The following is a 25,091-nucleotide window of genomic DNA, read 5'->3' on the forward strand; positions in this document are numbered from 1 at the left end:
GCCCTGCTCGCCTTCGCCGGCACCGTCGGCGGCTATGTCGCGGCCCACTGGTCCGACCTGCTGCGCTGAAGATTTCCCCCCGCTGCGCCTTGCTCCAACGGGTTCGAAGGGCCTTCGGCCCTTCGCGGAGAGCGCCGAGAGGCAGAGCCTTTCGGCATTATGGGGCCGATCCGGCCCGTCCACCCTGCATGGCGATGAACATCCGCCGCTGCGGTCCGTTCAGACCCTGGAAGCCGAACGCCGCGTAGAAGGCCCGCGCCCTGCCATCGATCGGATCGACGACGATCACCGCCATCGCGACCGTTTCGGCCGCCAGCCGGATCTTCCTGACGGCATCGGCGATCAGGACCCCGCCCAGCCCCCGGCCCTGGGTGCTGTTGTCCACCGCGAGCCGGCCGATCAGGGCGGCCGGGATGGCATGCTTCGGCAGCTTCCTCTCCAGGGCCGCGGGCAGGTCGGCGGGAACCACCAGCGCCGCGCTCAGGGTGAAGTAGCCGAGCACGCGCTCGGGCTGATCGGCCGGTGCCGCCACGAACACGCGGGCGGTGGCGCGACGAACGTCCTGGCCGGCCTGTTCGCGGAGGTATCTATCCAGCGCCGCGTTGCCGCAGGTGAAAGAAGCGCGGTCGTGATCCGGCGCCAGAGGCCTGATCAGGATCGAGGCGGCGTCGAAGCTCAACGGCGGACGATCCGGTCGTGTTCCTCCAGGGCGCGCTGAAGCCGCTCGTTCGGCGGGGCGGGGGTGAGCAGCATTTCCCGGAACCGTTCCCATTCCTCGGCATTGAGGGCGATCACCTCATGCTCGCGGACGATGGTTTCCGCCTGCTGCAAGGCCACGTCGATCACGAAGTCGGTCAGGGTCTTGTCCGCATAGGCGGCGGCCCGCTCCAGCGTCCGCTTCGATTGCGGGCTGAGGCGAAGGCTGATCCGGTCCTGGCGCTGGGCGGTTCGGGGCATGGAACGACTCTCCTGCGTACGACAAAAGCGTACGCCCGGCAGGCGCACGTTTCAAGGATCGCCCCACCGGCTCAGGCCCGGGCGTGGACCGAGACCAGCGGGCAATCGTGGGAATCGTGCTCGACCTGAAGGGTGGCGTGGTCGATGCCGAAATGCGCCTTCAGCTCGGCGGCGATGCCGAGCAGGAAGCCGTCGCCGCCGCCGCCCTCCGGCATCACCAGATGGGCGGTCAGCGCCACCGTGCTGGTGCTGAGCGGCCAGATGTGCAGGTCGTGCAGCGCGCTCACCCCCGGCCGGCTTTCGAGGAAGCTTTCGACCTCGGCGCGGTCGATCCCGGCCGGCACCGCGTCGAGGGCGAGGTCGAGCGAATCCCGGAACAGCCCCCAGGTGCCGATCGCGATGATCGCGACGATGGCCAGGCTGGTGATGGGGTCGATCCAGCCCCAGCCGGTCAGGGCGATCAGGCCGGCGGCGAGGATCACCCCGGCCGAGATCCCGGCATCGGCGGCCATGTGCAGGAAGGCCCCGCGCAGGTTGAGGTCGCCCTTCGCCCCGCTGCGGAACAGCAGCGCGGTGGCGCCGTTGACCAGCACGCCGGCCGCCGCCACCGCCATCACCAAGCCGGTCTCGACCGTCATCGGCTCGCCCAGCAGCCGCCGCACCGCTTCCCAGGCGATCGCGCCGAGGCCGGCCAGCAGCAGCGCGGCATTGGTCAGGGCGGCGAGGATGGTGCCCCGGCCGAGGCCATAGGTCAGCCGTCCGGTCGGGCGTCGCCGCGCCAGCAGGATCGCCGCCCAGGCCAGCAGCAACCCGGCGACGTCGGCGAGGTTGTGGCCGGCATCGGCCAGCAGCGCCAGCGAATCCGCCAGGAAGCCGGCGGCGACCTCGATCACCACGAAGGCGACGTTGAGCCCGATCCCGATCTGGAAGGCCCGGTCGTGTCCCGCGCCGGGGACCGGATGGTCATGGTGATGGTCGTGATGGTGGCCGTCGTGCCGATGGGCCATGCCGCTGCTCCCGCCGAATGACACTCATTCGCATAGAAAAGCGGTCAACCGCCCCGCCGTCAATCGGGGAATGGCGGCCATGACGAAACGGCGAAATCGCGCGCCGGCCGGGGGGGAGGGGTTGAGGCCGGGCGGACGAGGGCATATGTTGCAATGCAGCAGGAGTCTTGGAGGACCCGCCGTCATGAATGAATCCCTGATTGCCGCGCCGCGTTTCGCCCCGGTGCGGACTCTGTCGCTGGCCGGCAAGCGTGGCCTGATCATCGGCATCGCCAACGAGAACAGCATCGCCTACGGGGTGGCGCGCCATGTTCACGCCTACGGGGCCGAACTGGCGATCACCTATCTCAATGAGAAGTCGCAAAAGTATGTCCGCCCGCTGGCCGACGAGGTCGAGGCCTCGATCTTCCTGCCCTGCGACGTGCGCGAGGAAGGGCAGCTCGAGGCGGTGTTCGATACCATCGCCCGTGAATGGGGCCAGCTCGATTTCGTCATTCACTCGATCGCCTTCGCCAAGCGCGAGGATCTGCACGGCCGCGTCACCGATTGCTCGCGCGATGGCTTCTCGCTGGCGATGGACGTGTCGTGCTTCTCGTTCATCCGCTGCGCCAAGCTGGCCGAGCCGTTGATGAAGAATGGCGGCTGCCTCGCCACCCTGTCCTATTACGGCGGGCGCAAGGTGGTCGAGCATTACAACGTGATGGGGCCGGTCAAGGCCGCGCTCGAAAGCGTCACCAAGTACCTCGCCCATGAACTCGGCCCGAAGGGGATCCGGGTGCTGACCCTGTCGCCCGGCCCGCTGCGCACCCGCGCCGCCTCCGGCATCGACCGCTTCGACGAACTGCTCGACGCCGCCGCCGCCAAGGCGCCGACCCACCACCTCGCCGATATCGACGATGTCGGCTCGTTCGCCGCCTATCTGGTCAGCGACCTCGCCAAGTCGGTCACCGGCACCACCCTGTTCATCGACGGCGGCGCCCACATCATCGGGTAACGGGAGTTACGCGGGCGCTGCCCGCACCCGCCAAGGGCCGCAAGGCCCTTGGAACCCGCGCCCTTTCCTTCGGCATTTCAATCATCGAGGGGATCCAAGGGCCGATGGCCCTTGGCGGGTGCGGGCGGCGCCTGCGAAAAAGGCGTCCCCGCGCCGAGCGGGGACGCCTCCGGTCGGCCTCAGCCGAGCGCCTTGACCACTTCTTCGGTGACCTTCTTGGCGTCGCCGAACAGCATCATGGTGTTGGGGCGGAAGAACAGTTCGTTCTCGACCCCAGCATAGCCCGAGGCCATCGAGCGCTTGATGAACAGCACGGTCTTGGCCTTCTCGACCTCGAGGATCGGCATGCCGAAGATCGGGCTTTTCGGGTCGGACTTGGCGGCCGGGTTGGTGACGTCGTTGGCGCCGATCACGAAGGCCACGTCGGCGGTGCCGAATTCGTGGTTGATCTCTTCCAGTTCGAACACCTCGTCATAGGGGACGTTGGCCTCGGCCAGCAGCACGTTCATGTGCCCAGGCATGCGGCCGGCGACCGGGTGGATGGCGTAGCGGACGTCCACCCCTTCCTTCTTCAGCAGGTCGGCCATTTCGCGCAAGGCGTGCTGGGCCTGGGCCACCGCCATGCCGTAGCCGGGGACGATGATCACCTTCGAGGCGTTCTTCATGATGAAGGCGGCGTCGTCGGCCGAGCCGGCCTTGACCGCGCGGTCGCCCGCCGCCCCGCCCGCCGCGGCACCGCCGGCCACCTCGCCGCCGAAGCCGCCGAGGATGACGTTGATGATCGAGCGGTTCATCCCCTTGCACATGATGTAGGACAGGATCGCGCCGCTCGACCCCACCAGCGCGCCGGTGACGATCAGCAGCGGGTTGGCGAGGGTGAAGCCGATGCCGGCCGCCGCCCAGCCCGAATACGAGTTCAGCATCGACACCACCACCGGCATGTCGGCCCCGCCGATCGGCAGGATCAGCAGCAGGCCGAGCGCCAGCGCGACCAGGGTGATGGCGATGAACAGGGTGACCGAGCCGCCGGAGAAGGCGAACAGCACCACCAGCGCCAGTAGCAGGATGCCGAGGCCGGCATTGAGCTTGTGCTGGCCCTTGAAGGTCAGCGGCTTGCCGCTGACCAGCCCCTGGAGCTTGGAGAACGCCACCAGCGAGCCGGTGAAGGTGATCGCGCCGATCGCGGTGCCGAGGCTCATCTCGATCAGCGAGGCGGCCTTGATCCCGCCCGAGGCGGCCAGGATGTTGAAGGCGGCCGGATCGGACAAGGCGGCGGCGGCGACGCAGACGGCGGCGAGGCCGACCAGCGAGTGGAACGCCGCCACCAGCTGGGGCAGGGCGGTCATCGCGATGCGGCGGGCGACCAGGGTGCCGATGCCGCCGCCGATCAGGATCCCGAGCGGCACCAGCACCCAGGCGAAATCGGGGGTGAGGATGGTGGTGACGATCGCCACCGCCATGCCGGCCATGCCCCAGCGGTTGCCGTTCTGCGAGGTTTCCGGGCTGGACAGGCCGCGCAGCGCCATGATGAAGCAGACGGCGGCGGCGAGATAAGCGAGTTGGGTCAGATTGCTAGCCACTTGCGCGCCCTCCTATTTCTGCTTCTTCTTGAACATGCCGAGCATGCGCTGGGTGACCATGAAGCCGCCGAAGATGTTGATCGAGGCCAGGATCACCGCGATGAAGCCGAACAGGCGCGAGGCGGTGTTGTCGGTGGCGGTGGCAATCAGCGCGCCGACCACGATCACCGAGGAAATCGCGTTGGTCACCGCCATCAGCGGCGAGTGCAGCGCGGGGGTGACCCGCCACACCACGTAATAGCCGACGAAGCAGGCCAGCACGAACACGGTGAACAGCGAGACGAAGCCGATGCCGTGATCGCTCATCGCCTGGATCTGGCCGGCCTGGGCCAGCATCTCGGCGGCCTTGAGGTTGAGCTGTTCGGCATCCTGGGCCAGCTTGGCGGCGGCCCGGACGAGATCGGTGGAGTCCATGTGGCGAGCCTCCTTAGCCGGCCAGAGCGGGGTGAACGACGCGGCCGTCGCGGGTGACGCAGGTGCCGGCCAGGATTTCGTCGTCCCAGGTGAATTTGAGGGTGTGGCTGTCCTTGTCGACCAGCGGGGTCAGGAAGTTCAGCAGGTTGCGGGCGTACAGCGCCGAGGCGTCGACCGCGATCCGCGACGGGATGTTGCCGTGGCCGACCAGGGTGACGCCGTGCTTGACCACCACCTTGTCGAATTCCGACAGCGGGCAGTTGCCGCCGGCCTCGACCGCCAGATCGACGATCACCGAGCCGGGGCGCATCCCCTTGACCATCTCCTCGGTGATCAGCACCGGGGCGGGCTTGCCCGGGATCAGCGCGGTGCTGATGGCGATGTCGGTCTTCTTCAGCACCTCGGCGATCTTGTCCGCCTGCTTGCGCTTGTAATCCTCGCCCATCTCCTTGGCGTAGCCGCCCTTGGTCTCGGCGTCCTTGGCGGCGTCGGCATCGACCTCGACGAACTTGCCGCCCAGGCTCTCGACCTGCTCCTTGACCACCGGGCGGACGTCGAAGGCATAAACCACGCCGCCGAGGCGCTTGGCGGTGGCGATCGCCTGCAACCCGGCGACGCCGGCGCCGAGGATCAGGAAGCGGGCCGGGGCGACGGTGCCGGCGGCGGTCATCATCATCGGGATGGCGCGGCCGAAATGCTCGGTGGCGTCGAGCACCGCCTTGTAGCCGGCGAGGCTGGCCTGCGACGACAGGATGTCCATGCTCTGGGCGCGGGTGATGCGCGGCAGCAGCTCCATCGCGAAGGCGGTGACCTTGCGCGCCGCCAGCGCCTCGATCAACGGGCGGTTGGCGAGCGCGGCCAGCGCGCCGACCAGCACCGCCCCCTCCTTCAGCAGGCCGACCTCCTCGTCGAGCGGCCGCTGCACCTTCAGCACGATGTCGGCGTCGGCCAGCGCCGAGGCGGCATCGGCGGCGAGGCTGGCCCCGGCCTCGCGGAACAGATCGTCGGGGATCGCGGCGCCGGCGCCGGCCCCGGTCTCCACCACGACATCGAAGCCCAAGCCCTTGAACTTCTTGACGGTATCGGGAGACGCGGCGACCCGCGCCTCGCCGGCGCGGCGCTCCTTCGGTATGGCGATCTTCATCTGTCCTCTTCCCTTCGTGTACGGGGCGGAAGCCTCCCGCATGACGCGGCGACAATGCCTTCAAGGGGCCGGTTTGCCAAGCGGGTTCGCGCCGGGGAGCGCACCCGATACTTGTGTCTTCGCCCTGCCGGCGAAAACCGTCCCCATGCCTCGGTTATAGGGAACCAAAGGAAAACGTCAGCGCCGCAGCGCCCCGCCGACCCGGCCGAACAGCAGCGACAGCAGATAGGCGGCGCCGGCCACCAGCACGATCGCCGGGCCCGAGGGCAGCTCGAAGCGGAACGACAGCACCAGCCCGACATAGCCCGAGGCCAGGGCGATCAGGCCGGCCAGCCCGATCAGGCCGGGCAGGTGGCGGGCCCACATCCGCGCCGCCGCCGCCGGCAGCATCATCAGCCCGACCGCCATCAGGGTGCCGAGCGCCTGGAAGCCGGCGACCAGATTGAGCACCACCAACGCGAGGAAGGCGAGGTGGACCAGGGCGCCGGCTCCCCCGGCGGCACGCAGGAAGCCGGGATCGAAACATTCCGCCACCAGCGGCCGGTAGAGCAGGGCGAAGCCGGCCAGGGTGACCGAGGCGATCGCCGCGATCAGGGTCAGCGAGGCGGCATCGACCGCCAGCACCGAGCCGAACAGCACATGCATCAGATCGACCGTGCTGCCGTGGGTCGAGATGATCATCACCCCGAGCGCCAGCGAGATCAGGTAGAAGGCGGCGAAATTGGCATCCTCGCGCAGCGCGGTCAGCCGGGTGGCGAGGCCGGACAGCACCGCCACCGCCATCCCGGCCACCAGCCCGCCCAGCCCCATCGCCGGCAAGGCGAGCCCGCCGAGCAGGAAGCCGACCGCCGCCCCCGGCAGCACGGCGTGGCTGAGGGCGTCGCCGAGCAGGCTCATCCGCCGCAGCAGCAGGAACACCCCCACCGGGGCGCAGCCGACCGACAAGGCGAGGCAGGCGACCAGGGCGCGGCGCATGAAGGCGTAATCGGCGAACGGGGCGATCCACAGATCATACATCGGCGGCCTCGCGGCGCGGCAGCACGGTGGCGGTCGGTCCCCAGGCGATGGTGTCGCCGCCCAGGCGCAGGGTGTGGGGGAAGGCGCGCCGGACCAGATCGAGATCGTGCGACACCGCGATCACCGTCCGTCCGGCCTCGGCCCAGCCGTGCAGGATCGCCATCAGGTCGGCGGTGGTGGCGGCGTCGATCGCGGCGAACGGCTCGTCGAGCAGGATCACCGCGCCATCCTCGATCATCAGCCGGGCGAAGCGGGCGCGCTGGCGCTGGCCCAGGCTGAGGGCGCCGATCAGCCGCCGCTCCGCTCCGGCCAGCCCGACCGCCGCCAGCGCCCGTTCGGCGTCCGCCCGCTGCCCCGGCCCGATCGCGGCGAAGGCGCCGCATTGGCGCCAGTGGCCGAGCAGCACCAGGTCGAGCACCGTCAGCGGAAAACCGGGATCGAATTCGGCCTGCTGCGGCAGGTAGGCGACGGTGCCGTCGGCCACCACCCGCCCGGCCAGCGGCGGCAGCAGCCCGGCCAGCCCTTTCAGCAGGGTGCTCTTGCCGGCGCCGTTGGGGCCGACCACCGCCGTCAGCGCCGCCGGGGCGAAGGCGCCGTCGAGGCCGCGCAGCACCGGGGTGGCGCCGTAGCCGAGGGTCAGGGACTCGACCCGCAAGGTCACGGCACCACACTCCCCCACCAGCCGGCGGCCCAGCCGACCGCCGCCCACAGCGGCAGCAGGATCAGGACGGCGAGGGCGAAACGGGCCAGGGCGCTCCAGGCCAGCAGGGGAGGCAACGGAAACAGGGAGGGCATCGGGGGGCAATCCGGATCGGCAACCGAACACGGATGTTATAACATATCATTTCGGCACCAACGGCAAGGCGGGATCGTCTTGACAAGGCGGCGGCGGCGGTTCCACCCTGGCCGCCTCATCCTCTCCCCAGGGAGTTGCCGTCGATGGATCGCCGCACTTTTCTGCGTCTGGGCGCCCTGGCCGGGCTGGGCTGCGTCGCCGGCGCCGCTCCGGCCGCCGCGTTCCAGCAGATCGATTGCGAGGAGAGCGGCAGCGCCGACCCGGCCTGCCGCCGGCTCGACGAGCACCAGAACCGCTTGCGCCAGCTTGACGCCACGCTGGCCGAACGCGGGGTCAGCGATCCCGAACAGCGCCGCCAGATCCTCGCCGCCGCCACCTGCCCGGTGTGCGGAATGCCGCTGATCGGTTCCGGTTCCGGCGCGTTCTAGAAAAGCTTTTGTTGGGCTATCGCCCAAGCCCATTTGGGGCGATGCCCCAAACCCCCTTTGATTCTATTTATAAAAACAGGGGAGGTCTGGAGGCATCAGCCTCCAGGCGGGGTGCGGGGCGGCAGCCCCGCAGGGGGCGATGGAAAGACCTCTCCGAGAAAAGCGGGCTCCGCCCGCACCCGTTTCTTCCCAAGGGGATCCAAGGGCCCCCGGCCCTTGGCGGGTGCAGGGCAGAGCCCTGCCTACCGTCAGGCCCGCTGACGGAGGCGGTCGCGGCGTTCGAGTTCCTCGAACAAATCGAGCACCCAGATCACCCGGTCGGTGAAGCTCCACCAGCGGATCGGCGGACGGATCTTGCCGCGCGAGGCCTCGGGCCAGTCGGGGGCGGCGGCGACGGCATCGACCAGGAACTTGGCCTCGGCCAGCGGCGGCGCCACCAGCCGGCGGGTCGGGATGAAGTCGGAGATCGCCAGCCGGGTCACCATCAGCCACAGCTTGTGGTAGAGGGGGACCACCGCGCGCGAGGTGACCGAATCATAGCCCTGGCGCCGCACCTTGTGGCCGATCTCGGCATAGAGGAAGCGGGCGGCGTGGATCGCGCCGCGGCAGGCGGGGGGCAGGGCGGCGATGCCGGCTTCCGACCGCTCGTAGAGGGCGTCGGCCTCCTTCAGCAGCCGCTTGATCACCCGGCCGAGCGCCTTGTCGAACTTGGGATCCTTCAGCCACGCGTCGGGGTCGATCCCCTCCTCGCGCATCCAGGACAGCGGCAGGTAGATCCGGCCGTTGCGGGCGTCCTCGCCGACGTCGCGGGCGATGTTGGTGAACTGCATCGCGATGCCGAGGTCGCAGGCGCGCGCCAGCGCCTCGGGGTCGCGCACCCCCATCAGCATCGTCATCATCGCCCCGACCGTGCCGGCGACGCGGGCGCCGTAGGCGGTGACCCCGGACAAATCGTCGTAGCGGCGGCCGAGGCCGTCCCACTCGAACCCCTCGATCAGCGCCGCCGGCAGTTCCTTGGGGATGCCGTAGAACGCCACCACCTGGGCGAATTCGCGGTCGGCGGCGATCGGGGCCGGGTTGCCGGCATAGATCCGGTCGAGCCGGTCGCGCAGCCCGTCGAGCGCGGCCAGCCCGCCGCCCTCGCCATCGACCGCGTCATCGGCGAGACGGCAGAAGGCGTAGAGCGCGGTGGCCGGCTTGCACACCGAATTCGGCAGCAGCAGCGAGGCGGCGAAGAAGGATTTCGAGCCGCCCTTCATCAGGGCGCGGCATTCGGCGAAATCCGCCTCGGACGAGGTGGGGCGGTCAGACGAGGGCGTTGGCATCGGGCACCAGACGGTCAATCACCTGAGCGGAGGACAGCACGCCGGGCATGCCGGCGCCGGGATGGGTCCCGGCCCCGACCAGATAGAGCCGGTCGATGTCTTCGCTGCGGTTGTTGGGACGGAACCAGGCGCTTTGCAGCAGGATCGGCTGGGGGCCGAAGGCGGCGCCACGGAAGGATTGCAGCCGGTCGCGGAAGTCGAGCGGGGTGGTCATGCGCGAGCTGACCACGTTGGCCTCGAGATCCGGCAGCACGGTGCGCGACAGATAGGCGGCGATGCGCTGGCGGTAGGGTTCGGCCGCGCTGGCCCAGTCGGTGTCGCCCTGAAGGTTGGGCACCGGCGACAGCACATAGAAGGAATCGCAGCCGGCCGGGGCCATCGACGGGTCGGTGGCGGTCGGGCGGTAGAGATAGAGGCTGAAATCCTCGGCCAGTACCTTCTTGTCGAAGATGTCGTGCAGCAGGCCGCGATAGCGCGGGCCGAGCAGGATGGTGTGGTGGGCGACGTCGTCATAGCGGCGCTTGGTGCCGAAATACCACACGAACAGGCTCATCGAGCTGGTGGTCTGCTCGATCCGCGAATCGGTCCAGCGGAAGCGGGTTTCGTCCGCCAGCAGGGTGTTGTAGGTGGTGGCGGAATCGGCGTTGGAGATCACGATGTCGGCGGCGATCTCCTCGCCCGATTCCAGCCGGACGCCGACGGCGCGGCCGTTCTCGACCAGGATGCGGCGGACCCCGCTCTTGTAACGGATCTGGTTGCCCTGGCCCTCGATCAGCCCGACCAGCCCCTTGACCAGCGAGCCGGTGCCGCCCATCGCGAAATGCACCCCCCAGCGCTGCTCCAGATAGGAGATCAGGCTGTAGACCGAGGTCACCGAGTAGGGGTTGCCGCCGATCAGCAGGGGATGGAAATTGAAGACGATCCTGAGCGCCTCGTCGGACAGGTAGCGTTCGGTGAACTGGACCACGCTGAGATAGGAGCGATGGCGGATCATCGCTGGCGCCACCTTCAGCATGTCGGTCACCGAGGAGAACGGCATCGAGGACAGCTTTTCGAACCCGACCTTGTAGACCCCCTCGCTCGCCTTGAGGAAGCGGTCGTAGCCGTCGAGATCCTTCGGGCTGAACCGGGCGATCTCCTCCCGCACCCGGTCGCGTCCGCCGCGGTAATTGAACACCCGGCCGTCATCGAAACGGACCTGATAGAACGGGTCCATCAGCCGCAGGTCGATGTCGTCCGACATCTTCCTGCCGCACAGTTCCCACAGTTCCTCGAACAGGAACGGGGCGGTGATGATGGTCGGGCCGGCATCGAAGGTGAAGCCGTCCTGGCGGAAGACGTAACCGCGCCCTCCGGCAGCGTCGAGCCGCTCCAGCACGGTGACGCGGTAGCCCCGCGCCCCCAGCCGGATCGCGGCGGCGAGACCGCCATAGCCGGCGCCGATCACCACCGCATGCGGGCGCCGATCGTCACCGGAGGGGAGGGTATCACGCTGCACGAAGGTCACGGGGGTCTCCGATCTTTTCAGTTCAGGGCTTCAGCAGGCCGGTGAGGTGGCCGAGATTCTTGGCGAAGATGCGCAGATGCGCCAGCGGCTTGGCCTTGACCAGCGCCTTGTTCATATAGGCGTCGAAGGTCAGCTGCTGGACGTCCTTGTCCTCGCAGATCTTGACGAAGCGCTCGCGGCGCTCGTCGTTGCGGTACCAGAAGCGCTGCATCACGCCCAGCACCTGGAACACTGCGCCGTGGGCCTGCATGAACCGCTTGCGCGCCTCGCGCAGCGCCTTGGGATTGCCGTTGATCAGGAAATCGGCGACGGATTCGCCGGCCAGCCGGCCGCCGACCATCGCGTAATAGATCCCCTCGCCCGAGGCCGGGGCGACCACGCCGGCGGCGTCGCCGGCCAGCAGCACGTCGCGGCCGTTGTCCCACACCTTGAGCGGCTCCATCGGGATCGGCGCGCCTTCCTGACGCAGGGTCTCGGCCGAATCGAGGCCGATGGTCTTGCGCAGCTCGGTCACCGCCTGCCGCATCGAGAAGCCCTTCAGCGCGGTGCCGGTGCCGATGCTGACGGTGTCGCCGTGCGGGAACACCCAGGCGTAGAAATCGGGCGAGAGCGGGCCCTGGTAATAGACGTCGCAGCGTTCGGCCTCGTAGCCGGCCGGCGGCTGGGCCGGGGTGCGGACGAACTCATGATAGGCGAAGACGTATTTCAGCTTGTCGGCGCCGGGCACCGCCTGATGGCCGACCGCCGACTGGGCGCCGTCGGCGCCGATCACGGCGCGGGCCTTGACCTGGAACGGATTGCCGTCGGCGTCCTTGCAGGTCAGCAGCGCGGTGCCGGCCTCGTCGCGGCCGAAGCTCTCGAAGGTGCCGGTGCGGCGGGTGGCGCCGGCCGCGCGGGCGCGCTCGCGCAGCCATTCGTCGAAGGTCGAGCGGTTGACCATGCCGACATAGCCGCCCTCGATCGGAATATCGACGAAGCGGCCGGACGGACCGATCATCCGCGCCTTGCTGATGCGGGCGACCAGCTGGCTGTCGGGCACCTCGAACTCGGCCATCAGCCGGGGCGGCACCGCGCCGCCACAGGGCTTGATCCGGCCGGCGCGGTCGAGCAGCAGCACCTTGAAGCCCCGGCGGGCGAGATGGGTGGCGGCGGTGGCGCCGGCCGGGCCGCCGCCGACCACCACGGCATCGAACAATTCAGTCTCGGTCATCGTTTTCCCCCCGAAGATCGATAAGGCGGCTCTGCCGCTAGGGTTGTGCCGCGTCCCCCGGGCGGGGGGCGGATTCGTTGCTCTGGAACACCCGCAGCGCCAGCAGGGCGGCGGCGGCGAACAGCAGCGCCTCGAAGGCGAACACCGCGGCATAGGCGGCGGCCGGGCTGCCCAGCAGCCAGCGGGCGAGGTCGCTCGCCCCGGTGGCGACCAGCCCGCCGACGGCGAAGGCGATCGCCTGGGCGGCGCCCCAGATCCCCATCCGGGTGCCCTCGCGCGAGCGGGTGCCGTGGCCGACCATCGTCATCATCGCGCTGATCGCGGCGACGGCGAAGGCGCCGTTGGCGATGCCGAGCACGAACACGGTGGCGTCGAGCGGCCAGTCGGGCGCGGCGAAGCCGGCGGCGGCCAGCACCAGCAGCACCGCGCCGGAGCCGAGGCAGCCGCCGATGGTCCAGGCCCGCATCGTCCCCGGCCAGCGCTTGGCCAGCCAGGTGCACAGGCTGCCGGCCAGGATCATCCCGAGCAGGGCGCCGCCATGCTGCATCCCGGTGATCTTGGCGGTGCCGCCGACGGTGCGGTCGAACACCCGGCCGGCGAACGGCTCGAGGATCAGTTCCTGGGCGTTGTAGGCCAGCATCGAGACGAAGATGAACAGGGTCAGGCGGCGGGCCTGCGGCTCGGCCCACACCTCGGCCAGCGCCTGGAGGAAGGGGGCGTGCGCCTGGGCCGCGTCGGCCGCCGGGGTCGCCGGCGCGGTGTCGCGGCCCTCGATGCCGAGCAGGGCCAGCGCGGTCACCACCAGCGCCACCACCGCGACGATGCCGGTGACCTCGATCAGGCGGGCGGCGGAAAAGGGATCGAGCAACTGGCTGACGCTGCCGGCGGTGCCGGCCATCCCGGCGATCATCATCACCCAGACGATGGTGGCGGCGGCGGGGCGCAGCTGCGGCGCCACCCGCTTGGCCATCAGCACCAGCAGGGTGGTGCCGCTGGTGCCGGCGCCGATGCCGACCAGGGTGAAGCCGATGAACGACACGGCGAGGCCGAGCGGCAGCGAATCCGGGATCAGCGGCACCGCCAGGGCGGCGGTGACCCCGCCGGCGGCCAGGATGATCTGGCCGCCCATGATCCAGGGGGCGCGGCGGCCGCCCTGGTCGGAGCCGTAGCCCATCCGGGGGCGCAGGATCTGCACGGCGTAGTGCCAGGCGACCAGCGCCCCCGACACCAGCGCCGCCAGTTTCAGCTCGACCACCATCACGCGGTTGATGGTCGAGGTGGCGAGGACCACGATCGCCCCCAGCGACGCCTGGACCAGCCCGAGACGGACGATGCCCAGCCAGCCGAGGGGGGCGGGGGAACTCACGGGGTCACCCCGGCGTGGAGCGAGAAGGCGCTGACCATCATCCCCAGAACATAAAGCGTGATGCCGGTGGCATTGTACCACGGCGCCAGCTCGGCCGGGCGTTGCAGCAGCTTGACCATCAGCACGCCCTGGACGGCGAGCAGCAGGGTGACCAGGGTGGCGCCGACGCTGTGGCCCCAGGCCAGCAGCAGCAGGATCACGATCACCTGCGGCACCGCCATCACCTTGCAGGCCAGCACCCCGGCCTTGTCCGGCCCGAGCAGCACCGGCAGCGAATTGACCCCCATCTGGCGGTCGCCCTCGACCGACTTGAAGTCGTTCAGCGTCATGATGCCGTGGGCGCCGGCGCTGTAGAGCGCGGCCAGGGCGAAAATCTTCCAGTCGGGCAGGCCGCCGGCCATCACGGCGGCGCCGGTGATCCAGGGCAGGCCCTCGTAGCAGGCGGCGCAGGCGAGGTTGCCGCGCCAGCCGTTCTGCTTCAGCCGCCACGGCGGGGCGCTGTAGGCCCAGGCGAGGGCGAGGCCGACCAGGGCGGCGACGAACACCACCCAGCCGAGCTGGGCCGCGACCCAGGCCGACAGCAGGGTCCAGCCGATCGCGATGTAAAGGCCGGCGCGGCCGGGCAGGCGGCCGGACGGAATCGGGCGGTTGGGCTCGTTGATCGCATCGACATGGCGGTCGAACCAGTCGTTGACCGCCTGGCTGGTGCCACAGACCAGCGGGCCGGCCAGGGCGATGCCGGCGAGGACGAAGCCGGCATGGTCGATCACCGACTGCCCGGACGACACCACGCCGCAGGCGAACGCCCACATCGGCGGGAACCAGGTGATCGGCTTCAGCAGTTCGACCGCCGGCGCGACCCGCGCCCGTGCCTGTTGCAGATCCATACCCTGTGTTCTCCCTCCAGCCGCAGGCGGCGTTGATCTCCCCGGTCGCGGGGTGCCGCCGTCACGCCCCCCGCGCCGTCGTCCCCGCCGCCTCATCCCCCGAGGCGGCCGGGCGGCCTATTTAAGGGGGGACGTCCCTCGCTGGCAAGGCGAATTGCACCCGCCGCTCCCCCGGCGCGACCGCCCCGGAAAGCCGCGGAAATGGCCGCAAAGTCCGACGGGAACGCTTGGTTGACACCCCGGAACCTCCCGTATAGCATCCCGGGTCATGCTTGCGGCTGGGGGGAACGTCGGCAAGATGTCGGGACTCAATTTCGTCACCAACCTGGTCGATTCCATGGACAAATGCCCTTGGGCGACCATGGCGGGTCGCAGCAGCGCCCGCCAGCCGTCGCCGTCTGTCGTCAAACGCCCGCCGCTTTATACACCCGAGGAGCGGCGCCGCCGCGACGAGACGGTGTGGACGCTGGTTCAGGGCATTCTCGCACCGATCCAATTCGTGGTGTTCCTGGTCAGTCTGGTGCTGGTGGTCCGCTATCTGGCCACCGGCGCGGGCGAATCCGCCGCCACCATCTCGATCGTGGCCAAGACCATGATCCTCTACACCATCATGATCACCGGAGCGATCTGGGAGAAGGTGGTGTTCGGCTGCTACCTGTTCGCCCGGCCGTTCTTCTGGGAGGACGTGTTCAGCTTCCTGGTGCTGGCGCTGCACACGATCTATCTGTGGGGGCTGCTGACCGGGTCGCTGTCGGTCGAGCAGCAGATGTATGTCGCGCTCGCCGCCTACGCCACCTACGTCGTCAACGCCACCCAGTTCCTGTTGAAACTGCGCGCCGCCCGGTTGCAGGCCGAGGCGGAAGCGGCGGAAGCGGCTGCCGGGTCGGCGCAATGAAAGCGGCCACCGGCCGCCTGAACAAGCGGGTGTCGTAATGGGATGTGATGACGTCGTTCCTCTGCGGGAACGCGGCCAGCGCGAGGTCTTCTGCGGCCTCGCGCCGATCGTCTGGCTGCACCGCAAGATCCAGGACGCCTTTTTCCTGGTGGTGGGGTCGCGCACCTGCGCCCACCTGATTCAGTCGGCGGCGGGGGTGATGATCTTCGCCGAGCCGCGCTTCGCCACCGCGATCATCGAGGATCGCGATCTGGCCGGCCGCGCCGACGCCAATGCCGAACTCGACCGGATCGTGACCCGGCTGCTCGAACGCCGCCCCGACATCCGGATGCTGTTCCTGGTCGGCTCCTGTCCGTCTGAGGTGATCAAGCTCGACCTCGACCTCGCCGCCGACCGGCTGATGCGGGCCCAGGGCGGGCGGGTGCGGATCGTCGCCTATTCCGGCAGCGGTCTCGACACCACCTTCACCCAGGGCGAGGATGCCTGTCTCGCCGCGCTGGTGCCGCAGCTGCCGGCCCTGCCGGCCGGGGCCGGGCGCTCGCTGCTGGTGGTCGGCTCGCTGGCCGAGGTGGTCGAGGGCCAGCTCGAACGGCTGTTCGCCGGGCTCGGCATCGAGCGGGTGCGCTTCTTCCCGCCGCGCCGCTCCGACGATCTGCCGCCGGTCGGGCCGGACAGCGTGGTGCTGCTGGCCCATCCCTTCCTCGCCACCACCGCCCGCGCGCTGGAGCAGAAGGGGGCGACGGTGCTGACCGCGCCGTTCCCGTTCGGGGCCGAGGGCACCACCCTGTGGCTCCAGGCCGCCGCCACCGCCTTCGGGGTGCCGGCCGAGCGGTTCGAGGCGGTCACCGCCCCGGCGGCGGCGCGCGCGGCCAAGGCGCTCGACCGCTTCCGTCCCGAACTGGAAGGCAAGCGGATCTTCTTCTTCCCGGATTCGCAGATCGAGATCCCGCTGGCCCGTTTCCTGGCCCGCGAACTGGGGATGGAGCTGGTCGAGGTGGGCACCCCCTATCTCCACCGCCAGCATCTCGCCCCCGAACTGGCCCTGCTGCCGGACGGCACCCGCCTGTCCGAGGGTCAGGATCTCGAACGCCAGCTCGACCGCTGTCGCGCCGACCGTCCCGACCTGGTGGTGTGCGGCCTCGGGCTGGCCAATCCGTTCGAATCCGAGGGGATCGCCACCAAGTGGTCGATCGAACTTCTTTTTACCCCGATCCAAGGCTATGATCAGGCCGGCGATCTGGCCGAGCTGTTCGCCAGGCCGTTGTTGCGCCGGTCACGGCTGGTGGAGCTTGCGCCATGCAACTGACCCTCTGGACCTACGAGGGGCCGTCCCACATCGGCGCGATGCGTGTCGTCGCCGCGATGACCGGCGTTCATTTCGTGCTGCACGCCCCGCAGGGCGATTCCTACGCCGACCTGCTGTTCACCATGATCGAGCGCGGCCGCAAGCGGCCGCCGGTGACCTACACCAGCTTCCAGGCCCGTGACCTCGCCGGCAACACCAGCGAGATGTTCAAGACCGCCGCGCGCGACGCGATCGCCCGCTTCCAGCCCCAGGCGCTGGTGGTGGGCTCCTCCTGCACCGCCGAACTGTTGCAGGACGACACCGGCGGGCTGGCGCGGGCGATGGGGCTGCCGATCCCGGTGATCCCGGTCGAGCTGTCGGCCTTCCTGCGCAAGGAGAACTGGGGCGCGGGCGAGACCTTCTATCAGCTGGTGCGCGGGCTGGCCGGCCCGCACGTCCCGGCCCCGGGCACGCCGCGCCCGGCCCGGCCCGAGGGCCAGCGGCCGCGCTGCAACCTGCTCGGCGCCACCTCGCTCGGCTTCCGCCATCGCGACGACATCGTCGAGGTCACCCGTCTGCTCGACCGGCTCGGCATCGACGTCCATGTCTGCGCCCCGCTCGGGGCCAGCCCGGCCGATCTCGCCCGCCTGGGCGAGGCCGATTTCAACGTCGTGCTCTATCCCGAGGTGGCGCAGTCGGCGGCGGAATGGCTGAAGCGCAGCTTCGGCCAGCCCTTCGTCGCCACCGTGCCGCTCGGCGTCGGCGCCACCCTCGACTTCATCCGCGAGGTGGCGGCGCTGGCCGGGGTCGATCCGGCCCCGCTGCTGGCGGCGCCGGCCACCCGGCTGCCGTGGTATTCGCGCTCGGTCGATTCGAACTACCTGACCGGCAAGCGGGTGTTCATCTTCGGTGACGCCACCCACGCCATCGCCGCCGCCCGGGTCGCCACCAAGGAATTCGGCTTCACCGTGGTCGGGCTCGGTTCCTACTCGCGCGAACGCGCCCGCGACGTCCGCGACGCCGCCAAGCTGTACGGCGTCGAGGCGCTGATCACCGACGATTACCTCGAGGTCGAGGCCAAGGTGGCCGAGGCCACCCCCGATCTGGTGCTCGGCACCCAGATGGAACGCCATGTCGCCAAGCGGCTCGGCGTGCCCTGCGCGGTGATTTCGGCCCCGGTCCATGTCCAGGACTTCCCGGCCCGCTCGGCCCCCCAGATGGGGTTCGAGGGCGCCAACGTCCTGTTCGATACCTGGATCCATCCGCTGATGATGGGGCTTGAGGAGCATCTGTTGCAGATGTTCCGTCACGATTTCGAATTCCACGAGGAGGCGGCGCCGTCCCATCTCGGCGGCGCCGCGGTCGAGCGCAGCGCCGAACCGGTGGCCGTCGCCGCCGCGCCGGTCGCGCCCGCCCCGGCCGAGGCCGTTCCGGCCGCCGCTCCCGCCGCTGTTGCCCCCGCCGCCGCTCCGGCGGCTCCCGCCAACGGGACACCGTCCTGGACCCCGGAAGCGGAAAAGGAGTTGCTCAAGGTGCCGTTCTTCGTGCGCGGCAAGGCCCGCCGCAACACCGAACGGTTCGCCCGCGAGCGTGGTCTGGCCCAAATTACCGTTGAGGCGCTTTATGATGCAAAAGCCAATGTCGGGCGCTGACGCGACGCCGATCCGCGTCGTCATCGTGACGATGGACAGCCACCTCTCGGCGGCGGTGGACCGGGCGCGCGAGGTGCTGCGGCAGGAAGTGCCCTCCCTCGAACTCGACATCCATTCGGCCGACGAATATTGCAACGATGCCGGCGCCCTGGCCGCCTGCGTCCGTGACATCGAGCGGGCGGACATCGTCGTCGCCTGCATGCTGTTCCTCGACGAGCATATCCGCGCCGTGCTGCCGGCGCTGACCGCGCGGCGCGACGCCTGCGACGCGATGCTGTGCTGCCTGTCGGCCAGCGAGGTGATGAAGCTGACCAAGCTGGGCCGGTTCTCGATGAACGGCGAGGCCAAGGGCATCATGGCCCTGCTGAAGAAGCTGAAGGGCGGCGAGAAGAAGGACGGCACCAGCGGCCAGGGCCAGATGAAGATGCTGCGTCAGCTGCCCAAGCTGATGCGCTTCATCCCCGGCACCGCCCAGGACGTCCGCGCCTATTTCCTCTGCCTGCAATATTGGCTGGCCGGTTCCGACGACAACGTCGCCAACATGATCCGGCTGCTGATCGAGCGTTACGCCTCCGGCCCGCGCAAGGATCTGGCCCATGCGGTCAAGGTGCAGGACCCGATCGAATATCCGGATGTCGGCCTTTACCACCCCAAGGCCAAGAACCGCATCGTCAGCAAGCTCGAGGATCTGCCCCCCCATGCCGGGCTCGCCGGCACCGTCGGCGTGCTGGTGCTGCGCTCCTACGTGCTGGCCGGCAATTCGGCCCATTATGACGGGGTGATCGCCGCGCTGGAGGCCAAGGGGCTGCGGGTGATCCCGGCCTTCGCCAGCGGGCTCGACCCGCGCGAGGCGATCGAGGCGTTCTTCTTCAAGGACGGCGTCCCGACCATCGACCTGATGCTGTCGCTGACCGGCTTCTCGCTGGTCGGCGGCCCGGCCTACAACGACGCCCGCTCGGCCGAATCGGTGCTGGCCCGGCTCGACGTGCCCTATGCCGCCGCCCACGCGGTCGAGTTCCAGACCCTCGACCAGTGGCGCGCCGACAATCGCGGCCTGATGCCGGTCGAGGCGACGATGATGGTGGCGCTGCCGGAACTCGACGGCGCGATCCTGCCGATGACCTATGGCGGCCGTCCCGCCACCCCCGAGGGCCAGAAGCGGCGCGAAATGGTGGCCGAGCCGGAGCGGGCCGACACCCTGGCCGCCCGCGTGCTGAAGCTGGTCACCCTGCGCCGCACCGAGCGGGCCCAGCGCAAGGTCGCGGTGGTGCTGTTCAACTTCCCGCCCAATGCCGGCAAGGTCGGCACCGCCGCCTTCCTGGCGGTGTTCCCGTCGATCTTCAACACCCTGAAGGCGATGAAGGCGGCCGGCTACAGCGTCGATCTGCCCGAGAACGCCGACGCGCTGCGCGAGTCGCTGCTCCAGGGCAATGCCGCGCTGCACGGGACTCCGGCCAACGTCGCCGCCAAGATCCCGGCCGAGGACCATGTCCGCCGCGAGCGTTACCTCAAGGAGCTTGAGGCGACCTGGGGCCCGGCCCCCGGCCGGCAGCAGTCGGACGGCGCCAACATCTTCGTGCTGGGCCAGAGCTTCGGCAACGTCTTCGTCGGCGTCCAGCCCGCCTTCGGCTACGAGGGCGACCCGATGCGGCTGCTGTTCGAGCGCGGCTTCTCGCCGACCCACGCCTTCTCGGCGTTCTATCGCTGGATCCGCGACGATTTCGGCGCCCATGCCGTGCTGCATTTCGGCACCCACGGCGCGCTGGAATTCATGCCGGGCAAGCAGTCGGGCCTGTCGGGCGAATGCTGGCCGGACCGGATGATCTCCGATCTGCCCAATTTCTATCTCTACGCCTCGAACAACCCGTCGGAAGGCTCGATCGCCAAGCGCCGGGCCGGGGCGACCCTGATCTCCTACCTGACCCCGCCGATCACCCATTCCGGGCTGTATCGCGGCCTCCAGGATCTCAAATCCTCGATCGACCGCTGGCGTCAGCTTGAGCCGGATTCCGATCCGGAGCAGCGCGCCTCGCTGGCCGAGCTGATCCAGGCCCAGGCGGCCCAGGTCGATCTCGCCCAGCTTGAGCCGGCCTGGACCGAAGAGGAACGCCAGAGCCGGGTCGAGACGCTCAACACCGAGCTGCTCGAACTGGAGATGACCCTGATCCCCAACGGCCTGCACGTGGTCGGCGAGCCCGACAGCGCGGCCGAGCGGGCCGACATGATCGAGGCGGCCGGGATCACCGATCCCGAGGAGCGGGCCCGGGTCGATGCCCTGCTGGCCGAGGATTCCGAGATCCCGGCGATCCTGCGCGCCCTCGACGGCCGCTACATCCACCCCGCCCCGGGCGGCGACCTGCTGCGCACCACCGACGTGCTGCCGACCGGCCGCAACCTGCACGGCTTCGATCCGTTCCGCATCCCCAGCGCCTTCGCGGTCAAGGACGGCGCCCGTCAGGCCGCCCGCATCCTCGCCCGCCATCAGGCCGACGGCCACGGCGTGCCGGAGACGGTGGCGATGGTGTTGTGGGGCACCGACAACCTCAAGAGCGAGGGCGGCCCGATCGCCCAGGCGCTGTGGCTGATGGGGGCGGAACCCCGCCAGGATTCCTACGGCCGGGTCTGCGGCGCCCAATTGATCCCGCTCGAAACCCTGGGCCGGCCGCGCATCGACGTGGTGCTGACCCTGTCCGGCATCTTCCGCGACCTGCTGCCGTTGCAGACCCGGATGCTGGCCGAGGCGGCGCTGCTCGCCGCCGGGGCCGACGAGCCGGTGGAGCAGAACTTCGTCCGCAAGCACGCCAAGGCGATCATGGACTCGACCGGCTGCGAACTGGCCGAGGCGGCGCTCCGGGTGTTCGGCAACGAGGACGGGGCCTACGGCGCCAACGTCAACCAGCTGGTCGAGGCCGGCGCCTGGGACGACGAGGACGAACTGGCCGACGCCTACCAGAAGCGCAAGGGCTTCGCCTTCGGCGTCACCGGCAAGCCGGCCCGCAACGACGCGGTGCTCAACCAGTTGCTGGCCAGCGTCGATGTCACCTACCAGAACATCGATTCGGTCGAGGTCGGCGTCACCACCATCGACCATTATTTCGACTCGCTGGGCGGCATCACCCGCGCGGTCAAGCGGGCCCGCGGCGGCGCCTCGGCCCAGACCTATATCGGCGATCAGACCCATGGCGAGGGCACGGTGCGCACCCTGTCCGAGCAGGTCTCGCTCGAGACCCGCACCCGCACCCTCAATCCGAAATGGTACGAGGCGCTGCTCGAACACGGCTATGAGGGCGTGCGCGAGATCGAGGCCCAGGTCACCAACACCCTGGGCTGGTCGGCGACCACCGGCGAGGTGGCGCCGTGGGTCTACCGTCAGCTGACCGAGACCTACATGCTCGATCCCGAGATGCGGGAACGGCTGGCCAAGCTCAACCCGGCCGCCTCGGCCAAGATCGCCAACCGCCTGATCGAGGCCCACGAACGCAACTACTGGACCCCGGACGAGGAAACCTTGAAGATTCTGCAGGATGCCGGCCGCGAGCTGGAGGACCGCCTCGAAGGCGTCAATGTCGGAGAGGCGGCATGACCGATCGCTGTGACGATCCCTCCGCCTGTCCCGACGACGAGGGCAGCAGCCAGGTGAGCCTCGATCCCCGGGTCAAGATCGGCTCGGCCAAGGTGTTCACCATCTATGGCAAGGGCGGCATCGGCAAATCGACCACCTCGTCCAATCTGGCGGTGGCGTTCTCGAAGCTGGGCAAGCGGACGCTGCTGATCGGCTGCGACCCCAAGCACGATTCGACCTTCACCCTGACCAAGCGGCTGACCACCACGGTGATCGACGTGCTGGAGGAGGTCGATTACCACCCCGAGGAGCTCAGGACCGAGGATTTCGTGTTCGAGGGCTATAACGGGGTGATGTGCGTCGAGGCCGGCGGCCCGCCCGCCGGCACCGGCTGCGGCGGCTATGTCGTCGGCCAGACCGTCAAGCTGCTGAAGGAACACCATCTGCTCGACGAGACCGACGTGGTGGTGTTCGACGTGCTGGGCGACGTGGTGTGCGGCGGCTTCGCCGCGCCGCTGCATTACGCCGACCGGGCGGTGATCGTCGCCGCCAACGATTTCGACTCGATCTTCGCGATGAACCGGATCATCGCCGCGATCCAGGCCAAGGCGCGCGATTACCCGGTGCGGGTCGGCGGCATGGTCGCCAACCGCAGCGCGGCGACCGACCAGATCGACAAGTTCAACGCGATGGCCGGGATGAAGCGGCTGGCGCACATGCCTGAACTCGACGTGATCCGCAAGAGCCGGTTGCAGAAATCGACCCTGTTCGAGCTGGATGCCACCAATCCGGACGTCGCCAAGGCCCAGGCGGAATATCTCGCCCTCGCCACTCAATTGTGGAACGGGGTCGAGCCGCTCGAGTCGGCGCACGCGCTCAAGGACCGCGAAATCTTCGATCTGTTGGGATTCAATTGATGCCGACCGCCAATTACCAGCAGCGGAAGGGGTGGGTCGCGACCTATTTCGACCGCACCGCCGCCGAGGCCTGGGCCAAGCTGACCTCGGACAGTCCGGTCAGCCGGATTCGTGAAACCGTCCGCGCCGGGCGCGAGGAAATGCGCGCGACCCTGCTCGACTGGCTGCCGGCCGACATGACCGGGATGCGGCTGTTCGACGCCGGCTGCGGCACCGGGCTGCTGTCGGTCGAGGCCGCCCGCCGTGGCGCCGAGGTGGTGGCGATCGACCTGTCGCCGACCCTGATCGGCGTCGCCAAGGAACGGGTGCCGGCCGAACTGGCGGCGCGGATCGATTTCCGCTCGGGCGACATGCTCGATTCCTCGATCGGCCGGTTCGACTACACCGTGGCGATGGATTCGGTGATCCATTACGACACCCCCGACGCGGTCAAGATCATCGCCCAGTTGGCCAGCCGCACCGACCGGGGCGTGCTGTTCACCTTCGCCCCGCGCACCCCGCTGCTGATGGCGATGCATTACGCCGGCAAGTTCTTCCCGCGCGGCGACCGGGGCCCGTCGATCGTGCCGGTGGCGGAAGAGGCGCTGGTCGCCCACATCGCCGCCACCCCCGAATTGGCGGGCTGGAGTCCGGGACGAACCCGGCGTATTCTCACCGGGTTCTACAAGTCCCAGGCGCTGGAGTTGCGGCGGTCATGAAAAGGCTTTCCGGCAGCATCGCCCGGTCGTTGGTCAACATCGACACGCGGTACCTTCCGTTCGCCGACGTCGCCAGCCCGGATCTGCCGCTGAAGCGGCTGCTGCGCCTGTCGCTGTTCCAGATCACCGTCGGCATGGCCGGCGTGCTGGTGCTCGGCACGCTGAACCGGGTGATGATCGTCGAACTCGGCGTGCCAGCGTGGCTGGTGGCGCTGATGGTGGCGATTCCGCTGATTCTCGCCCCGTTCCGTACCGTGATCGGCTTCAAGTCGGATCATCACCGCTCGGTGCTGGGCTGGCGCCGCGTCCCCTACATCTGGATGGGGACGATGTTGCAGTTCGGCGGCCTGTCGATCATGCCGTTCGCCCTGCTGCTGCTGTCGGAGCCGAGCGCCGGCCCCAACGTGATCGGCCAGATCGGGGCGGCGCTGGCCTTCCTGCTGGTCGGCGCCGGCATGCACACCGCCCAGACCGTCGGCCTCGCCCTGGCCGCCGACATGGCGCCCGAGCCGGCGCGGCCGCGGGTGGTGGCGATGATGTGCTCGATGATGGTGGTCGGCATGGTGGTCAGCGCGGTGGTGTTCTCCTCGCTGCTGGCCGAGTTCAGCCCGAAGCGGCTGATCGAGGTGGTGCAGGGGGCGGCCTTCGTCACCATGCTGCTCAATTCGATCGCGCTGTGGAAGCAGGAACCCCGCAACGCCGAGCGGGCCCTCGACAAGAGCGCGCCGCCGAAGTTCGGGGATGCGTGGCGTGAATTCATCGCCGCCGATCCGCGCGCGCTGCGCCGCCTCGCGGTGGTCGGCATCGGCGCCTTCGGCTTTTCGATGCAGGACGTCCTGCTCGAGCCGTTCGGCGGTCAGGTGCTGCACCTGCCGGTGGCGGTGACCACCCTGATGTTTTCCCTTTTCGCCATCGGTGGGGTGACCGGTTATGTGCTGACCGCGCGTCGGCTCGCGACCGGGGTCAACCCCCACCGTCTTGCCGCCATCGGCATCTTTGCCGGTCTGGTGGCGCTGTCGAGCCTGATCCTGTCCGCTCCGTTGCATTCGGTGCCGTTGTTCGGCCTGGGCACGCTGCTGATCGGGTTCGGTACCGGTCTGTTCGTCGCCTCGACCCTGTCCGATTCGATGGGACAGGCCAAGCATGGCGACAGCGGCCTCGCCCTGGGGGTTTGGGGGGCGGTTCAGGCTTCCGCCGCCGGCCTCGCCATCGCATTCGGTGGCGTCGCCCGCGACGTGGTGTCGGGACTCGCCATCTCCGGGGCGTTTGGAGAGGCCTTCGCGGTGCCCGCAACCGGGTACGTGGCGGTCTACTGTTTTGAGATCGTGTTGTTGCTCGCCGCGTTGGTCGCCATTGTTCCCCTGGTACGGGCCCAGGGGGCGGTTGGCGCCCAGCGTTAGTCAAAAGGGTCCGGTTTCGGCTGGATCTCCTCATTAATCTTTGCGATTGA

23 protein-coding genes are annotated in these 25,091 nt (G+C 69.3%); 9 read left to right on the forward strand and 14 right to left on the reverse strand.

What is annotated here, in order from left to right; translation table 11 throughout:
• Positions 1-157: 157 nt before the first annotated feature.
• The 3 genes from ACFSNB_RS01750 to ACFSNB_RS01760 form a co-directional block, all read right to left on the reverse strand.
• On the reverse strand, positions 158-679 hold the full coding sequence (locus ACFSNB_RS01750; protein WP_377313896.1) for a GNAT family N-acetyltransferase: 522 nt from the start codon (positions 677-679) through the stop codon (positions 158-160).
• Entirely contained in the window at positions 676-957 is a 282-nt protein-coding gene (locus ACFSNB_RS01755; RefSeq protein WP_377313898.1) for a type II toxin-antitoxin system TacA family antitoxin, read from the reverse strand. The genes ACFSNB_RS01750 and ACFSNB_RS01755 overlap by 4 nt, the downstream gene beginning before the upstream one ends.
• Positions 958-1,028: 71 nt before the next feature.
• The gene (locus ACFSNB_RS01760; RefSeq protein WP_377313900.1) at positions 1,029-1,964 is read right to left on the reverse strand and encodes a cation diffusion facilitator family transporter; all 936 of its coding nucleotides are present in this window, start codon (positions 1,962-1,964) and stop codon (positions 1,029-1,031) included.
• Between the two features lie 184 nt (positions 1,965-2,148).
• On the opposite strand from ACFSNB_RS01760, the gene fabI reads away from it, so the two are divergent.
• On the forward strand, positions 2,149-2,958 hold the full coding sequence (fabI, locus tag ACFSNB_RS01765) for an enoyl-ACP reductase FabI (protein ID WP_377313902.1): 810 nt from the start codon (positions 2,149-2,151) through the stop codon (positions 2,956-2,958).
• A gap of 179 nt (positions 2,959-3,137) precedes the next feature.
• Here fabI and ACFSNB_RS01770 read toward each other — a convergent pair whose 3' ends face one another.
• From ACFSNB_RS01770 to ACFSNB_RS01795, 6 genes are all read right to left on the reverse strand, one after another.
• Entirely contained in the window at positions 3,138-4,538 is a 1,401-nt protein-coding gene (locus tag ACFSNB_RS01770) for an NAD(P)(+) transhydrogenase (Re/Si-specific) subunit beta (protein WP_377313904.1), read from the reverse strand.
• A gap of 12 nt (positions 4,539-4,550) precedes the next feature.
• On the reverse strand, positions 4,551-4,952 hold the full coding sequence (locus ACFSNB_RS01775) for a proton-translocating transhydrogenase family protein (RefSeq protein WP_377313906.1): 402 nt from the start codon (positions 4,950-4,952) through the stop codon (positions 4,551-4,553).
• 13 nt (positions 4,953-4,965) lie between these two features.
• Positions 4,966-6,096 (reverse strand): Re/Si-specific NAD(P)(+) transhydrogenase subunit alpha, encoded by a 1,131-nt coding sequence (locus tag ACFSNB_RS01780; protein WP_377313908.1) that lies wholly within the window; start codon positions 6,094-6,096, stop codon positions 4,966-4,968.
• Positions 6,097-6,273: 177 nt separating this feature from the next.
• Complete coding sequence (locus ACFSNB_RS01785) at positions 6,274-7,113, reverse strand: metal ABC transporter permease (protein ID WP_377313910.1); 840 nt, start codon at positions 7,111-7,113, stop codon at positions 6,274-6,276.
• Positions 7,106-7,774: a metal ABC transporter ATP-binding protein gene (locus ACFSNB_RS01790; RefSeq protein ID WP_377313912.1), complete on the reverse strand. Its 669-nt coding sequence runs from the start codon at positions 7,772-7,774 to the stop codon at positions 7,106-7,108. Before ACFSNB_RS01790 ends, ACFSNB_RS01785 begins: the two co-directional genes overlap by 8 nt.
• Entirely contained in the window at positions 7,771-7,908 is a 138-nt protein-coding gene (locus tag ACFSNB_RS01795; protein ID WP_377313914.1) for a hypothetical protein, read from the reverse strand. Before ACFSNB_RS01795 ends, ACFSNB_RS01790 begins: the two co-directional genes overlap by 4 nt.
• A gap of 144 nt (positions 7,909-8,052) precedes the next feature.
• Between ACFSNB_RS01795 and ACFSNB_RS01800 the strand changes: the two genes are divergently transcribed.
• A complete protein-coding gene (locus ACFSNB_RS01800) occupies positions 8,053-8,337 on the forward strand; it encodes a hypothetical protein (RefSeq protein WP_377313916.1) in 285 nt (94 codons plus the stop codon).
• Between the two features lie 248 nt (positions 8,338-8,585).
• Here ACFSNB_RS01800 and ACFSNB_RS01805 read toward each other — a convergent pair whose 3' ends face one another.
• The 5 genes from ACFSNB_RS01805 to chlG are packed head-to-tail and all read right to left on the reverse strand — an operon-like array spanning position 8,586 to position 14,632.
• Positions 8,586-9,662 (reverse strand): phytoene/squalene synthase family protein, encoded by a 1,077-nt coding sequence (locus ACFSNB_RS01805; RefSeq protein WP_377313918.1) that lies wholly within the window; start codon positions 9,660-9,662, stop codon positions 8,586-8,588.
• Positions 9,643-11,169, reverse strand: a complete 1,527-nt coding sequence (gene crtI, locus ACFSNB_RS01810) for a phytoene desaturase family protein (protein WP_377313920.1) — start codon at positions 11,167-11,169, stop codon at positions 9,643-9,645. The genes ACFSNB_RS01805 and crtI overlap by 20 nt, the downstream gene beginning before the upstream one ends.
• Before the next feature lie 22 nt (positions 11,170-11,191).
• Positions 11,192-12,379, reverse strand: coding sequence for a geranylgeranyl diphosphate reductase (locus ACFSNB_RS01815; protein WP_377313922.1), 1,188 nt, complete (start codon positions 12,377-12,379; stop codon positions 11,192-11,194).
• A 37-nt stretch (positions 12,380-12,416) separates the two neighbouring features.
• A complete protein-coding gene (locus tag ACFSNB_RS01820; protein WP_377313924.1) occupies positions 12,417-13,745 on the reverse strand; it encodes a BCD family MFS transporter in 1,329 nt (442 codons plus the stop codon).
• Positions 13,742-14,632, reverse strand: coding sequence for a chlorophyll synthase ChlG (chlG, locus tag ACFSNB_RS01825; protein WP_377313926.1), 891 nt, complete (start codon positions 14,630-14,632; stop codon positions 13,742-13,744). Before chlG ends, ACFSNB_RS01820 begins: the two co-directional genes overlap by 4 nt.
• A gap of 361 nt (positions 14,633-14,993) precedes the next feature.
• Here chlG and bchF point away from each other — a divergent pair, with 361 nt between their 5' ends.
• From bchF to ACFSNB_RS01860, 7 genes are read left to right on the forward strand one after another with little or no spacing between them, the layout of a single operon-like run.
• Positions 14,994-15,527, forward strand: a complete 534-nt coding sequence (bchF, locus tag ACFSNB_RS01830) for a 2-vinyl bacteriochlorophyllide hydratase (protein ID WP_417629360.1) — start codon at positions 14,994-14,996, stop codon at positions 15,525-15,527.
• A 37-nt stretch (positions 15,528-15,564) separates the two neighbouring features.
• A complete protein-coding gene (locus ACFSNB_RS01835; protein ID WP_377313930.1) occupies positions 15,565-16,833 on the forward strand; it encodes a ferredoxin:protochlorophyllide reductase (ATP-dependent) subunit N in 1,269 nt (422 codons plus the stop codon).
• A complete protein-coding gene (gene bchB / locus ACFSNB_RS01840) occupies positions 16,824-18,464 on the forward strand; it encodes a ferredoxin:protochlorophyllide reductase (ATP-dependent) subunit B (RefSeq protein WP_377313932.1) in 1,641 nt (546 codons plus the stop codon). Before ACFSNB_RS01835 ends, bchB begins: the two co-directional genes overlap by 10 nt.
• Positions 18,451-22,047 carry a magnesium chelatase subunit H gene (locus ACFSNB_RS01845; RefSeq protein ID WP_417629359.1) on the forward strand — a complete coding sequence of 1,199 codons (3,597 nt, stop codon included), beginning with the start codon at positions 18,451-18,453 and terminating at the stop codon, positions 22,045-22,047. The genes bchB and ACFSNB_RS01845 overlap by 14 nt, the downstream gene beginning before the upstream one ends.
• Positions 22,044-22,943 carry a ferredoxin:protochlorophyllide reductase (ATP-dependent) iron-sulfur ATP-binding protein gene (bchL, locus tag ACFSNB_RS01850; RefSeq protein ID WP_377313936.1) on the forward strand — a complete coding sequence of 300 codons (900 nt, stop codon included), beginning with the start codon at positions 22,044-22,046 and terminating at the stop codon, positions 22,941-22,943. The genes ACFSNB_RS01845 and bchL overlap by 4 nt, the downstream gene beginning before the upstream one ends.
• Positions 22,943-23,641, forward strand: coding sequence for a magnesium protoporphyrin IX methyltransferase (gene bchM / locus ACFSNB_RS01855; protein WP_377313938.1), 699 nt, complete (start codon positions 22,943-22,945; stop codon positions 23,639-23,641). Before bchL ends, bchM begins: the two co-directional genes overlap by 1 nt.
• Positions 23,638-25,041, forward strand: coding sequence for a BCD family MFS transporter (locus tag ACFSNB_RS01860; protein WP_377313940.1), 1,404 nt, complete (start codon positions 23,638-23,640; stop codon positions 25,039-25,041). The genes bchM and ACFSNB_RS01860 overlap by 4 nt, the downstream gene beginning before the upstream one ends.
• The last annotated feature ends 50 nt before the right edge of the window (positions 25,042-25,091 follow it).

It is taken from the genome of Phaeospirillum tilakii (assembly GCF_042683125.1).
In the GTDB taxonomy this organism is placed as follows: domain Bacteria; phylum Pseudomonadota; class Alphaproteobacteria; order Rhodospirillales; family Magnetospirillaceae; genus Phaeospirillum; species Phaeospirillum tilakii.

Coding starts and splice junctions, on each gene's coding strand:
- ACFSNB_RS01775 (WP_377313906.1), bottom strand. CDS start 4,952: ATGGACTCCACCGATCTCGTCCGGGCCGCCGCCAAGCTGGCCCAGGAT.
- ACFSNB_RS01755 (WP_377313898.1), bottom strand. CDS start 957: ATGCCCCGAACCGCCCAGCGCCAGGACCGGATCAGCCTTCGCCTCAGC.
- ACFSNB_RS01860 (WP_377313940.1), top strand. CDS start 23,638: ATGAAAAGGCTTTCCGGCAGCATCGCCCGGTCGTTGGTCAACATCGAC.
- ACFSNB_RS01795 (WP_377313914.1), bottom strand. CDS start 7,908: ATGCCCTCCCTGTTTCCGTTGCCTCCCCTGCTGGCCTGGAGCGCCCTG.
- ACFSNB_RS01785 (WP_377313910.1), bottom strand. CDS start 7,113: ATGTATGATCTGTGGATCGCCCCGTTCGCCGATTACGCCTTCATGCGC.
- ACFSNB_RS01835 (WP_377313930.1), top strand. CDS start 15,565: ATGGGATGTGATGACGTCGTTCCTCTGCGGGAACGCGGCCAGCGCGAG.
- ACFSNB_RS01800 (WP_377313916.1), top strand. CDS start 8,053: ATGGATCGCCGCACTTTTCTGCGTCTGGGCGCCCTGGCCGGGCTGGGC.
- ACFSNB_RS01815 (WP_377313922.1), bottom strand. CDS start 12,379: ATGACCGAGACTGAATTGTTCGATGCCGTGGTGGTCGGCGGCGGCCCG.
- ACFSNB_RS01760 (WP_377313900.1), bottom strand. CDS start 1,964: ATGGCCCATCGGCACGACGGCCACCATCACGACCATCACCATGACCAT.
- ACFSNB_RS01780 (WP_377313908.1), bottom strand. CDS start 6,096: ATGAAGATCGCCATACCGAAGGAGCGCCGCGCCGGCGAGGCGCGGGTC.
- chlG (WP_377313926.1), bottom strand. CDS start 14,632: ATGGATCTGCAACAGGCACGGGCGCGGGTCGCGCCGGCGGTCGAACTG.
- ACFSNB_RS01845 (WP_417629359.1), top strand. CDS start 18,451: ATGTCGGGCGCTGACGCGACGCCGATCCGCGTCGTCATCGTGACGATG.
- fabI (WP_377313902.1), top strand. CDS start 2,149: ATGAATGAATCCCTGATTGCCGCGCCGCGTTTCGCCCCGGTGCGGACT.
- bchF (WP_417629360.1), top strand. CDS start 14,994: ATGGCGGGTCGCAGCAGCGCCCGCCAGCCGTCGCCGTCTGTCGTCAAA.
- bchL (WP_377313936.1), top strand. CDS start 22,044: ATGACCGATCGCTGTGACGATCCCTCCGCCTGTCCCGACGACGAGGGC.
- bchM (WP_377313938.1), top strand. CDS start 22,943: ATGCCGACCGCCAATTACCAGCAGCGGAAGGGGTGGGTCGCGACCTAT.
- ACFSNB_RS01805 (WP_377313918.1), bottom strand. CDS start 9,662: ATGCCAACGCCCTCGTCTGACCGCCCCACCTCGTCCGAGGCGGATTTC.
- bchB (WP_377313932.1), top strand. CDS start 16,824: ATGCAACTGACCCTCTGGACCTACGAGGGGCCGTCCCACATCGGCGCG.